Here is a 12,999-nt window from a genome sequence, read left to right as displayed (position 1 = left end):
CCACCAGCTGACATTCGACGAACAACCGATACCGCTCCGGCCGCGCCAGACAGTCGGAGCGGTATCAACGCAAGAGCAGCCCGGCCGTCTCTGCGGCTAGCGACCTGGTCCATCAGCGTCCTATTTGGTGTGAAAATGGGCCAAATGGCCGTCGGTGAACACTTGCTCCGCGCCGTTGCCCGCCTTGCGTCGACCGAAATTCTCTTTAAATCTCGCCTGAACAGGTAACCGCCTACCGGTCTACGCCTGCCGTCCGACTAGACTCAGTGCCCTTTGAGCGGCAAACGCGACAGTCAATACTCCGAAGTCGGCAGGATCGCTCAGCTCGAAATCTATCAGCTGTTCGATGCGCTGCAATCGATAGTAGAGTGATTGTCGCCTGAGATGTAATAGTCGCGCAGTTACTGCCTTGGATCCTGCTGTCTCGACATACACTCGCAGGGTGGTCAGTAGGTCTGTCCGATCGCGAGAAATCAATGGCCCCAATATTTCATCGACCAATCTGCGTAGGGCATCCGGATTGCAGTCTTGCAACAAAGTTCGCTCGACAGCAGTCGAGTGGTTTCCGACCACCGCCACCGCAAGGCTGAGAGCCGTCGCAATCGCAAGGTTTACGCGCGTATCGGACATGGCTCGAATTAATTGGTCTGTAGTCCGAATGGTGCCACTGACCGCCGCACAAGGATGAAGTGTTCCGTGGAGCTCCGCCCGAAGCTGCTCACTGATATCCCGTCCGAGAGTGCTTCCGGTCTTTTCCGTTCGACTGGCGATCAGCACACAAAGCATTTGATCTACTATGCCGAATACTACGTTGCCATAGCGTCGCCCAATGCTGTTCGCGACATGGTTGGCGCGGGCTATATGCGTCGGATCGAGTATCACGCAGCAATATTCATGGGCGGAAGTCGGTATTCCCGCTCCTCGAAGACCGTCTTCCAGCCGAGCGCTGGACGGCATCGTCCCCCGCGCCAACTGCTCGAGAAGTAGCTGCTTCCCGCGGAATGCCGCGGCTACACCGGGCTGCTCTCGAATGAGAGCTAGCTCGAGTACACGCGGCGCTCGGTCCAGCACCGCTTCGACTACGACGCTCGAGACAGCCACCGATCCGACTCGCAAGCGTCCCCAAGCTGTGCCCTCGATCATGATGGGGACTTCAGCACTCGGCGTCTGATGATCGAGCTGGCCGTCACCGGCGTTTGTGGATGCGATCATTTGATTCGACGAGTCCGACAGCATTGCCCAACCCTTCACCGCGTCGGCAATGTGCTCTACGAGCTCGCTGACACGCGCGCCACGCACCAGCTCTTCGGACAGCATCCGCGATATCTCGTCGGAATGCCGAAGACGGACCACCGAGCGATCGATCACTTCGCTGTTTATCGCTTCGGCCACCTCGGTGAAGCGAAGCACGGGCTGCAGAACGACAAGGGGAAGTCCGTGCTTACGCGCCTCATCCACCATCGCTTCAGGAACATCGACGAAAGTCCGTCCCACCTCGAAGAACAACGCAGCAATCGAGCGCTCGGCCAGCCGACGGACATAAGTGCGCTGTGCCGCCTCATCCATGTTGAGCAGCCCGACACCGTTGGTGAGCAGAACCTCGTCGCCGCGTAGGAGTGGAGCGATGTCGTAAAGGTCGGCAGAGTGAATCCATCGCACAATGTGGTCGAGTTGGTCGTGACCGCTGACCAGGCGAGGCGAAGCATCTTCGAACGCGGGATGCGCAAGAACCTCGCGAAGTACGAGCGTCATGGCCACATGCTAGACCTGCACGCACCAAATTTGGACAGTTCGTCCGATGTATCTTGACCGAGCGCTACCGGCACTTGACCAATCGACAAGATCCCAGGGTCGATGGGCGTCGCAGGGCCTGCGGGCAAACCTCGCGGTCGAAGTCGAAATTTCTACCTTTATCCAGACAAACGAACCATGCTCCGAACGGGAACATTATGAGACGTTGTGCCCCGTAGAGGCAATCAAATACATGACAGAGCGACCGTTGCCGCAATCTACCTCGCAGACGCATTCTGATTCCAGTCTACGAATCTAGAGGAGCGAATATGACTGTGGATCGTCTGTCTCCGAGCGGTCGCCCCCCAGAGGTGAATGCGCCGTCATGGCGTGACGGCGCGGCATCAATCGCGATGCTGACCTTTGCGGTCGATATGGAGACACCGGTTCTCGCTGCGGGCCGCCGTTACGCCGAGAATGCGATGGCCATGTCACACCAGGCCTTCGACGCGCGCCGCGGTCTGCCCCGGCTCCTCGGAATCCTCGACGAATTCGACCTGAAGGCAACGTTTTTCGTGCCAGGTGTTTCCGCGGAACGCTGGCCTGATGCGATCAGCGATATTGCCGCGCGCGGTCATGACATCGCACATCACAGCTATACCCATCGTCCCTCGACGGAGCTGACACCCCAAGAGGAGCGCTGGGAATTCGAGCGAGGATTCGAGTCACTCGCAGCTCTTGGGATCACGCCCACCGGTTATCGCGCCCCGATGTGGGCGGCGACGTGGAATACCGCAGAGATCGCGGTCGAGCATGGGATCAGCTATGACACCAGCCTGATGGACGACGACCGTCCCTACATCATCGAAACATCGCGCGGCCCGTTGGTCGAGCTCCCGCCACACTGGTCGCTCGACGATTGGGAGCAGTACGCCTACCTTCCCGCACCTCACCTGGGGTATGTCATCGAGCCGCCGGAGAAGGCGCTCGCCTTGTGGACCGCCGAACTCGACGGTCTGCGCGAGTTCGGCGGACTGTTTCAGCTCACCGCGCACTCATTTCTGTCCGGTAGAGCGGGACGGGCCCAGAACCTTCGCAAGATGATCGAAATCATCCTCGAACGCGGCGATGTCAAATTCCGCACTGGCACGCAACTCCGCGACGCTGTCCTGGCCGACCCGTCGGTCGAGCGGCGCAAACTCGAGCCAGTCATCGTCGACCCGGCCTCGTACCCCAATTGGTGAATGGAAAGGGTTCGGCATGACCACTCTCGTGACAGGCGGCCGCGGCTTCGTTGGCCGACACCTCGTCGACCAACTCCTGGCCGAAGGCTCCGAGGTCATCAGCTACAACCGGGACTTCGCCGTCGACATCCGAGCGGGGTTGACCACTGTTCAGGGCGAGCTGTTCGACATCCCGCGCCTAACAGAGACACTGCGCAAATATCACGTGGAACGCATCATCCACACCGCGGGCCAGAGCCACCCAGGGGTATCGATCGAGCTGCCATGGACGACGTTCGCCGCGAATGCCGAAGGCACCCTGGCCGTCTACGAGTCCGCACGTGCTGTCGGCGTCCGCCGCATCGTGAACTTCTCCTCGGAATGCGCCCTCGGCAACCTGGACCTCGATACGCCGGTGCGAGAGGACGTCAAACCCGAACCGACCACACTGTATGGGGTGACCAAGGTGACCGGGGAGTTGTTCGGCACCGTCTATAACTCGCTCTACGGGATGGAGATCGCATCGCTGCGCGTCACCGAGGTCTACGGTCCGGGGCTGTGGATGCCGAGCTTGCTCCATGACATGATTCGCGCCGGTCTGCGCCGCGACACCTTCCGCCTCGAAGTCGGCGGCGAGCATCCCTTTCAGTTCGTCTTCGTCGAGGACGTCGCGACCGCAGCCAGGTTGGCCGCCACGACCGCCACGCTTACGCAGCCGGTGTACAACGTCTCCGGCGGACGGCGGGTCACCGTCGCCGAAACGGTCGAGATCCTCGAAAAGCTGCTGCCGGGAAGCAGTTACGACATCGGCCCCGGCCTGCTGCCGCAATGGGACAGCCAAGGCGCGTACGACCTGTCCGCGTCCTCGCGTGACCTCGGCTACACCCCGGCCTGGACTCTGGAGCGGGGACTCGAGACACAAATCGACTGGATCCGGTCACTGGACGAGGCGCCATGACGGTCGACGACGTTGCGCCCAGCTCATGTCCACACCACAACTCCGCAGCGAAGGACGAAGCATGCCCGAAATGACCAATCGCGTCGCTCTCGTGACCGGGGCCGCGTCCGGAATCGGGCTCGCCACCGCGGTCGCGCTGGCCCGCGAAGGCGCCGCCGTAGCCCTGCTGTCCCGTCCCGACGACGACCTGACCACAGCGCAACAACGGGTACAGGCACACGGCGGGCGAGTACTCGCCATCGGCGCTGACGTCGGGGATTCCGCAGCCGTGCGCGCCGCCTTCGACCGAGTCGAATCCGAACTCGGGCCGATCGACGCCGTCCACAACAACGCGGGCATTTCGATCGTGGCACCGCTTACCGAGACGACCGACGAACTGCTCGACACCCTGGTTCGCACCAACCTCGCCGGATCGTTCTACGTCCTGCGGGAAGCCGCACGTGGCATGCAGGCCCGTCGTCGCGGCGGCGCCATCGTGAACACCGCCTCGGAACTGGCCCTCATCGGCCAGGCCGGCTACGTCGCCTACACCGCGACCAAGGGCGCCATCCTCGCGATGACGCGCAGCGCCGCAGCGGAACTGGCCTCCTGGGGCATCCGCGTGAACGCCGTGTGCCCGGGAACGACCAAGACCCCGATGTTCCTCGCCGAGTTCGACGGCGTCGCAGATCCCGAAGCCGAGCTCGCCGACAACGCCGCCAGCGTCGCGATGCGCAGGATCGCCGAACCCGCCGAGATCGGCGAGGCCGTGGTGTTCCTGCTATCGCACCGCGCCAGCTACATCACCGGCACCCACCTCATCGCCGACGGTGGACGCACCACCTGTGTCCCGGCCGGATCCATCGGCGTATCAGCGCACTAGCCCAACCCGCACGGCACCTGCACCAGAGAGACCATCATGACGAAACCCACCCCCCGTCCCGACCCGAAGTCCCGGCTGGAACAACTCGGCTACACCCAGCAGCTCGAGCGACGACTCAATATTCCCGAGGTGGTCGGGCTTGCTATGGCGGACGTCTCGCCCACCATGGCGGTGCTGTTCCTGTCCGCCGGCGTCTTCGTCGTCGGCGGGACGTTCTCGATCGGTGCCGGGCTCGTCTTGTCGGTCGTCGTCGTGTTGATCTCGCTGTGCCTGGCAGAATTGGCGGGGATGTTTCCGATCGCCGGCGGGATGTACTCGCTGGTCCGCCGGGTCCTTCCGGGACCGTTCGCCTGGATCACGACGTTCAACTACCTCATCCAGGGGATCGTGATCCCCGCCAGCGTCGCACTCGGCATCGTCGCGTTCCTGAAGGACTTGATCCCTGGTCTCGGTCTCCCCGATACCGTCATCGCGATTATCCTGCTGGCACTGGCAACCGGCCTCGCGTTGACCAAGGTCGAGGTCGGCGCCTGGGCAACGGCGGCCATGGTCATCGTCGAGTGTGTCGTGCTGGGCATCATCACGGTCGCGGCGCTACTGCACCCGCAACAGCAGCTCACGGAGGTCACCTTCCATCCGGTGGTGCTGACCGGCGGCGAGTTGACCGCAGTCGGATTCGCGGTGATGCTCGCAACCTTGGCGCCGGCTTTCAACGTGATCAACGGCTACGACGCGGCGCTCGGATTTTCCGAAGAGCTCAAAGGCGGCGAGAAGAACATCGCCAAGACCGTGATCATCTCCGCGGTTCTGGCCTGCATCCTTATCATGGTGCCGCTGATCTCGGCAGTCGTCGCAGCACCCGACCTCGAGGACTTCTTCAACGCGCCTGCCCCCGTGATCTATTCAGTGCAGGCTTCCCTGGGAGCCAAGGCCCGCATCATCATCGACATCGGTGTCATCATCGCCCTGTTCAACGCGCTGCTTTCACTACTCATGTATTTCGGACGCGGCGTCTACACCACCGGGCGCGACGGTATCTGGCCTACCTCAATGAACCGAATTCTTGGCCGACTCAATAGATTCCGTGCTCCCGGTGCGGGAATCCTGGTCCTGGCGATCCCCGCGGGCGTCCTGGTTTTTACCTCCGCGCTGAACTTTCTGATCATCTTCGCAGGAACGGTGATCGCCGCGGTCTACTTCTGCATCGGCCTGGCCGCTTTCTGGAGCCGCCGCAGCATGCCCGACGAGCCGCGCCCTTTCAAAATGCCGCTCTGGCCACTGCCGCCGCTGGTCGTCATCGGCTTCACCGGGATCGCACTGGCGACCCAGGACACGCAGTACCTCATCGCGGAGGTCATTCTCATCGCCTTTGCCGTCGCCTGCTGGGCGGGATCGAAGAAGTGGTCATCGAGCTCGCGCGGACCCGACTCTTCAATTCCGGGTGGCCGCCACCACGATTTGACCCCGGATATCCCCTGAGCTCAATCACCCCTGGTTGCCAAGAGTGAACGCGGCGGCCGGCGCTACGGGTTAACCCGCACCTACGCGTCGGCCCCGTATGGAAAGGACGACACAAATGCATCGCCGACCACTCGCCGCGAATTGCTCGATGCTGTTCACCGAGTTGGCGCTACTCGACAGGCCCGCTGCTGCCAAGGCAGCAGGCTTCGACGCCATCGAATTCTGGTGGCCATGGCAGCAGGCCAGCCCGACCGACCGTGAGGTAGACGCGTTCGTCACGGCCGTCCGTGACGCAGAAGTTCAACTCATCGGACTCAACTTCTTCGCCGGAGATCTCGCTGGCCCGGATTGCGGGGCACTCTCGGTCCCAGCCCTATCCGCTCGGTTCCAGGAAAACATCGCCGTAGCTGTCGGCATCGGCGGTCAGCTCGGTGTACCTGCGTTGAATGCGTTGTACGGAAATCGAATCGTCGGCGTCGACCCGAAGCAGCAAGACGGTCTCGCCTTCGAGAATCTTTCGCTGGCGGCCAAGGCGGCCGACGACATCGACGCCAAGGTTCTCATCGAGGCGGTCAGCGGCACAAAACCCTATCCCCTCCGTACCGCAGACGACGCCGTCGCCGTTGTAGACCGCATGCGCGCCGCCGGACATGCCAATACCGCGTTCCTACTGGATATGTTTCATCTGGTCAGCAACGGTGACGATATCGATCTGGCGATCACCGCACATCACGACAAGATCGGGCACGTCCAGATCGCCGATGCACCAGGGCGCGGCGAGCCCGGCACCGGAAATATCGACTTCGAACACCACCTCGATGTCTTGGAACACTACGGCTATCGCGGTTGTGTCGCGCTGGAGTACAAGCCCTCAACTGCGGACACCGTGAGCAGCCTCCAATCGCTCGACCTCAGCGTCGGCGGTACCCAAAATTCTTGTATCCATGGCGCGGTCGGAGACCCACAATGAGCAGAATCGCATTCATCGGACTAGGTGTCATGGGCAACCCCATGGCTACGCATCTCGCCGAAGCTGGTCACGATGTCGCCGGCTACAACAACGTACCCGTCCGCGAGGCCGCATTCGAGTTGTCGGGTGGCCGTGTAGCGACATCCATCGCCGACGCTGTCGACGGTGCTGAAATCGTCGCGATCATGGTCCCTGACAGTCCCGACGTTGAGCAGGTCCTGACCCGGGACGGTGTCTTCGACCATGCAACGCCAGGCGCGCTGATCGTCGACTTCTCGAGCATTCGGCCCGATGTCACCGTCGATCTTGCGCAACAGGCGAAGGCCCGTGGTTTCCGGCTGCTCGATGCGCCGGTTTCCGGCGGCCAGAAGGGCGCTGTCGACGCCTCTTTGTCGATTATGGTCGGCGGCGACACCCCAGATTTCGTAGCGGCACTGCCGATCTTCGAAACCGTCGGCAAGACAATCGTTCACGTTGGCGGCAACGGTGCCGGCCAAACTGTCAAGGCGGCAAATCAATTGATCGTCGCTGTGAACATCCAGGCATTAGCCGAGGCCGTCGTATTCCTTCAGGCCCACCATGTGGATCTCAGCTCAGCCCTCGACGTGCTCTCGGGTGGTTTGGCCGGCTCAAAGGTGCTGGACCAGAAGCGCGAAAACATGGTACGCCACGAATTCAGACCCGGCTTCCGCATCGAACTGCACCACAAAGACATGGGGATCGTTACCGCCGCAGCCCGTGAAGCGGGAGTTGTCGTCCCAGTAGGAGCCCTCGTCGCCCAACTCATGGCCGCCGCGCGCGCCAATGGTGATGGTGGTCTCGACCATTCAGCCCTCCTCTTGGGTGTCGAGCGACTGTCAGGGCTTGGCACGTCTTCACCGCTCTCCCCATAACGCTCACGAAAGAGACACTCATGTCACGCATGACTGCGGCCCGCGCCGCTGTTGAGATCCTCAAAAAAGAAGGGACTACTCATCTCTTCGGGCTACCAGGGGCTGCTATCAACCCCTTCTACGCCGCCATGCGCGCCGAAGCAATCGACAACGACACTCCCGGTTTGACCCACGTGCTCGCCCGCCATGTGGAGGGTGCCTCCCACATGGCGGAGGGCTACACGCGATCAGAACATGGCAACATCGGAGTGTGTATCGGCACCAGCGGACCAGCCGGCACCGACATGATCACCGGACTCTATTCGGCGAGTGCTGACTCGATCCCCATCCTCTGCATTACAGGACAGGCCCCTGTCAACAAACTACACAAGGAGGACTTCCAAGCCGTCGACATCGCCTCTGTGGCCAGGACACTCACCAAGATGGCTGTCACGGTGTTGGAACCCGCCCAAGTCCCCGGCACCTTCCAACAGGCATTTCACCTGATGCGCTCGGGCCGTCCGGGCCCAGTTCTCATCGACCTACCGATCGACGTGCAGATGGCCGAGATCGAATTCGACGTCGACACCTACGAACCCTTGCCCGTGTACAAACCGACCGCCACCTTCCGTCAGATCGAAAAGGCTATGGCGATGTTGCGCGCAAGCGAACGTCCGCTCATCGTCGCAGGTGGCGGCATTATCAACGCCGATGCCTGCGACCTGCTCGTCGAGTTTGCGGAACTGACCGGCATCCCGGTGGTACCGACCCTGATGGGGTGGGGCGCAATCCCTGATGCCCATCCACTGAACGCTGGAATGGTCGGTCTGCAAACCTCTCACCGGTACGGCAACGAATCCATGTTGGCGTCGGATTTCGTGCTCGGCATCGGCAACAGATGGGCGAATCGCCACACCGGTGACACCGAAACATACACTGCTGGAAGAACATTCATTCATGTAGACATCGAGCCGACCCAGATCGGCCGCGTGTTCGCCCCCGCCTACGGCATTGTGTCGGACGCTAAAGCCGCACTCGAGCTGTTCGTCGCCGTCGCGCGCGAGGGCTCCCACAACGACACCCTCACCGACTATCGCGAATGGGCGCATGCGTGCGCGGACCGAAAATCGACAATGCATCGCCGTTCGGACTTCGACGACATACCCATCAAACCGCAGCGGGTCTATCAGGAAATGAACGCAGTCTTCGACAAAGACGTCCGGTATGTCTCGACGATAGGTCTGTCGCAGATTCAGGCTGCCCAGTTCTTGCGGGTCCATCGGCCTCGGCACTGGATAAACGCCGGGCAGGCCGGGCCGCTGGGCTGGACGGTGCCTGCCGCGCTGGGTGTGGCGTCGGCGGTCCCTACAGCCACAGTGGTGGCACTGTCGGGGGATTACGACTTCCAATTCATGATCGAAGAGCTGGCGGTCGGAGCGCAGTTCAACATTCCGTATATCCACGTGGTCGTGAACAACGCCTATCTGGGACTGATCCGGCAAGCTCAGCGTGCCTTCGACATGGACTACCACGTGCAACTATCCTTCGAAAACATAAACGCCCCACAAATGAACGGTTACGGCGTCGACCATGTTCGCGTCGCCGAGGGATTGGGTTGCAAAGCCATCCGGGTGTCCGACCCGGCCGGCATCCGCCCAGCACTCGAACAAGCCAAAGCGATGCTCGCTCAGTATCGCGTTCCGGTCGTTGTCGAAGTGATCCTCGAACGCGTGACCAACGTAGCTATGGGTACCTCGATCGACAACGTGATCGAATTCGATGATATTGCTGAGACACACACTGCAACAACGGCTTTGGCAAACATCCTGGAATAGCCTCGAAGCTCGGGCCGGCATGAGCACCGCGATTGCGAGGGCAACCATGCTTTCCTGCGCCCAACTCGCTGCGTCCAGACATCAGATCGCGCGGCTTGACGACCTTCACGCGCGCAGCTGTTGTCAGAAAGGAGTTCGACATGTTCAACGATCCCGTTCCGACCGTGTTCCAGGAGATGACATGGGAGGAGATCGCCGCAGCCGCCCGAGCCGACACGCCGATCGTAATTCCGGTCGGTGCAACCGAACAGCATGGTTACCACTTGCCGGTCTGCACGGACTGGGTATTACCTGAGCGCATCGTCCGCGAGGCCGGCCGCCGACGCAATCTCATCGTCGGCCCTTTCCTGCCGTTCGGATACCGCAGCAGGCCGGGAAGCGGAGGCGGACAACACTTCCCAGGAACTGTGTCCCTGCGCGCAACGACGTTCATGAGCCTCATCGAGGATGTGCTGAGCGAACTGAAGCGGTGCGGCTTCCGCAACATCGTTTTGTATAACTGGCACCTCGAGAACAGCGGTTTCGTCTACGAGCCCGCTTATCTCGTCTCCGAGCGCAACCCCGAACTCAAGATCGTTGTGATCGAAGACGTCAACCCTGAATTCACCCCGCAACGACTGAATGCCGTTTGGCCCCAGGACTTTCCCGGTCTAGCACTCGAGCACGCCGCTGTCATCGAGACTTCGCTGTGGTTGTACCACGAACCTTCAGCGGTACGCACCGACCGCATCGCGGCCGATTCTCCCCAGCGCGTGGTCAACCATGACGTCGTGCCGATCGACACACGTATGTCGACCACGAGCGGCGCGCTGTCGTCGCCGGTGCCCGCCAGCGCCGAAAAGGGCCGACTACTCACCGAGTGGTTAGTCGAGCGTCTGATCACAATTGTCGACGACGAGTTTCCCGACCGCACCCCGATCTGATCGGACTTTCATGCTCTCCTCCCATCGCTGGCACCACCCACTGTCGAGCATCGCGCGACGCTCCGCGGCGCCTGATACTCGCCGCGCGATGGCCCTCGTGTGCCCGGATAAATTTCGTGGTAGTGCTACCGCGACACAGGTCAGCCGCTATCTCGCTGACGGACTACGGTCCGGTGGGTATATCGGTGACATTGTGTGCTTGCCTGTCGCCGATGGCGGAGAGGGAACCATCGATTGCTTCGTGGCCGCCGGATTTGCGACCACCGAGGCCACGGTGGCTGGGCCATTGGAAGCGCATGTCACCGCGAGAATCGCTACTCAGGACCGCGTCGCAGTCATCGAGTCAGCCCAAGCCAGCGGCCTCGACCTCATCGCAGCCACACCCGGCAACGCCCGACACGCCTCAAGTCGTGGCGTAGGGGAACTGATCAAGTATGTATTGGATCTAGGGTTCCGCGACATCACCGTCGGTGTCGGCGGTACCGCCTCGACCGACGGCGGAGCGGGGATGCTGCAAGCCTTGGGTGTACGTCTCCTCGACCGAACCGGCCACCCGATATCCCGCGGCGGCGTAGGACTCCTGCAACTTCATCACGTCGACATGACAGGCCTGGATGCCAGGCTGTATGACGCTCGCATCACCGTGGCCACCGACGTAACGAATCCGCTAACCGGGCCCGACGGCGCGGCGCGGAAATTCGCTCGGCAGAAGGGCGCTGAAAACTCCGACGTCACATTGCTCGACACAGGGATCGAGCACTTCGCCAGAATATTGACCCCGTATGTCCTGCCCGCTGCCGCCGAGCAACTCGGAGCCGGCGCTGGTGGCGGCATCGGGTACGCCCTCATCGGTGTATGTGGGGCAACGCGCGTGTCGGGCGCCGACGCGATCCTCGACCTGCTCCACCTCGACGAACACATGTCACGCGCGCACCTGGTCATTACCGGCGAAGGGTCGCTCGACGAGAGCAGCCTCGCAGGCAAGGCTCCGACCGCAATCGCTCGTCGCGCAAAATCCCATGACACCACGACAGTCGCGGTCGTCGGCCGCTGTAGCTTGATCGAGAAGGATTGGCGAGAAGCGGGTTTCGCTGATGTCTACGAGCTCGCGGCAATGGCTGGATCGGTCGAAGCCAGCATGCGGCGGACCTCTGAACTCCTCATCGAAGCCGGGCGGCGAATCGCATAACTTCAGTTCCAACCTGCCCGCAGCCGCCCGGTTCCATGAGATGTCGGTGCATCAGATCGCAGACATCCTCCCCCCGGAGCGGGGTTCGAGGACACGCCCGCTTCCGCCGCAGCATCCTCGGTCATCACCGCACGCGCGATCGCCGCCCAGAACCGCACCCGGTCCGCACGCCACGCCACCGTCGGCCGCGCCGGCTACGCCATCTGACCCCGATACTCACGAACCTGCTTCTGCCGCAGCCCGATTCCCATCCAACACCGCCGAAATCAAGGTGTTGCGACGACCAGTTGAATCCGTCGCCGACGGCGCGTAATGGATGTAGGCAGTTGAGCAAAAATCTTCGCGCCGCCGCGGTAGCCGAGCTCCTGGATTCTACGGAGTGAGAAGGCCGCGATCGAAGACATGGGCACCTCTTTCGCGCGCCCTGCCTGCTGATTCTCCTGACCTCCGTGAAACCCGATCCCGGGCGTTTTGCGCCACGACATTCCGGATGTGCGGTCCCTGCCAGGGTAGGTTGTGCGACACTGCCATCAGCGGTCGGGACATGCTGACATGGTTGCGATACTGCGACAAAACCGGAGGCTGCGGAAGTGTTGAGGGTGTCGAGATTGACGTCGAGTTCGAGACATAAAAAGCCGGAGTCTAGTAGCATTCAATGGGTGCGGCGCAACGGGTTTCTATGTATCGCGGGCGCAGAAGCTCCACGACCAGTTCCGGTGCGTGGACGTCTGAGCATCTTGTCTTTTGAAGGGGCAGGATAATGTCCGAAGCGGCAGCAGCCGGGCCGGGCTCACCTTTGGGGTGCGATCCCGAACCGAGGTGGGGCGCGGGAATCGGCTTCGGCAACGCAGATCTCATTTTGATACGGACATATCGTATGTAGCTCGAATGTTCGGCCAGGTCTCCATCGACTTCGCGTGAGCAGGGGTTCTCTACACGCTTGCGGCGGCACATTGTCATGTCGCCGTCACGCCG

10 protein-coding genes and 1 pseudogene are annotated in these 12,999 nt (G+C 61.8%); 9 read left to right on the top strand and 2 right to left on the bottom strand.

Annotation, left to right across the window (positions count from 1 at the left end):
• Positions 1-240 precede the first annotated feature (240 nt).
• A complete protein-coding gene (locus tag ACLMAJ_RS34585) occupies positions 241-1,752 on the bottom strand; it encodes a PucR family transcriptional regulator (RefSeq protein WP_412018101.1) in 1,512 nt (503 codons plus the stop codon).
• A gap of 308 nt (positions 1,753-2,060) precedes the next feature.
• On the opposite strand from ACLMAJ_RS34585, the gene ACLMAJ_RS34580 reads away from it, so the two are divergent.
• The 9 genes from ACLMAJ_RS34580 to ACLMAJ_RS34540 all read left to right on the top strand — a co-directional run bounded on the left by ACLMAJ_RS34580 (position 2,061) and on the right by ACLMAJ_RS34540 (position 12,024).
• Positions 2,061-2,975: a polysaccharide deacetylase family protein gene (locus ACLMAJ_RS34580; RefSeq protein ID WP_412018100.1), complete on the top strand. Its 915-nt coding sequence runs from the start codon at positions 2,061-2,063 to the stop codon at positions 2,973-2,975.
• 16 nt (positions 2,976-2,991) lie between these two features.
• Positions 2,992-3,912 carry an NAD-dependent epimerase/dehydratase family protein gene (locus ACLMAJ_RS34575; protein WP_412018099.1) on the top strand — a complete coding sequence of 307 codons (921 nt, stop codon included), beginning with the start codon at positions 2,992-2,994 and terminating at the stop codon, positions 3,910-3,912.
• Between the two features lie 61 nt (positions 3,913-3,973).
• Positions 3,974-4,774, top strand: a complete 801-nt coding sequence (locus ACLMAJ_RS34570; RefSeq protein ID WP_412018098.1) for an SDR family NAD(P)-dependent oxidoreductase — start codon at positions 3,974-3,976, stop codon at positions 4,772-4,774.
• Between the two features lie 36 nt (positions 4,775-4,810).
• A complete protein-coding gene (locus ACLMAJ_RS34565; RefSeq protein ID WP_412018097.1) occupies positions 4,811-6,253 on the top strand; it encodes an APC family permease in 1,443 nt (480 codons plus the stop codon).
• A gap of 97 nt (positions 6,254-6,350) precedes the next feature.
• A complete protein-coding gene (locus tag ACLMAJ_RS34560) occupies positions 6,351-7,205 on the top strand; it encodes a hydroxypyruvate isomerase family protein (protein WP_412018096.1) in 855 nt (284 codons plus the stop codon).
• Entirely contained in the window at positions 7,202-8,098 is an 897-nt protein-coding gene (locus ACLMAJ_RS34555; RefSeq protein WP_412018095.1) for a 2-hydroxy-3-oxopropionate reductase, read from the top strand. Before ACLMAJ_RS34560 ends, ACLMAJ_RS34555 begins: the two co-directional genes overlap by 4 nt.
• A 20-nt stretch (positions 8,099-8,118) precedes the next feature.
• Positions 8,119-9,912, top strand: coding sequence for a glyoxylate carboligase (gene gcl / locus ACLMAJ_RS34550; RefSeq protein WP_412018094.1), 1,794 nt, complete (start codon positions 8,119-8,121; stop codon positions 9,910-9,912).
• Positions 9,913-10,052: 140 nt separating this feature from the next.
• The gene (locus ACLMAJ_RS34545; RefSeq protein WP_412018093.1) at positions 10,053-10,835 is read left to right on the top strand and encodes a creatininase; all 783 of its coding nucleotides are present in this window, start codon (positions 10,053-10,055) and stop codon (positions 10,833-10,835) included.
• A 10-nt stretch (positions 10,836-10,845) separates the two neighbouring features.
• The gene (locus ACLMAJ_RS34540) at positions 10,846-12,024 is read left to right on the top strand and encodes a glycerate kinase family protein (RefSeq protein ID WP_412018092.1); all 1,179 of its coding nucleotides are present in this window, start codon (positions 10,846-10,848) and stop codon (positions 12,022-12,024) included.
• Between the two features lie 86 nt (positions 12,025-12,110).
• On the opposite strand, the pseudogene ACLMAJ_RS34535 reads toward ACLMAJ_RS34540, so the two are convergent.
• Positions 12,111-12,275: pseudogene (locus ACLMAJ_RS34535) on the bottom strand (IS30 family transposase); the annotation flags it as partial.
• Positions 12,276-12,999 lie beyond the last annotated feature (724 nt).

Source organism: Nocardia arseniciresistens (assembly GCF_046764875.1).
Taxonomy (GTDB): Bacteria; Actinomycetota; Actinomycetes; order Mycobacteriales; family Mycobacteriaceae; genus Nocardia; species Nocardia arseniciresistens.
This window is presented reverse-complemented; position numbering and strand designations above follow the sequence as displayed.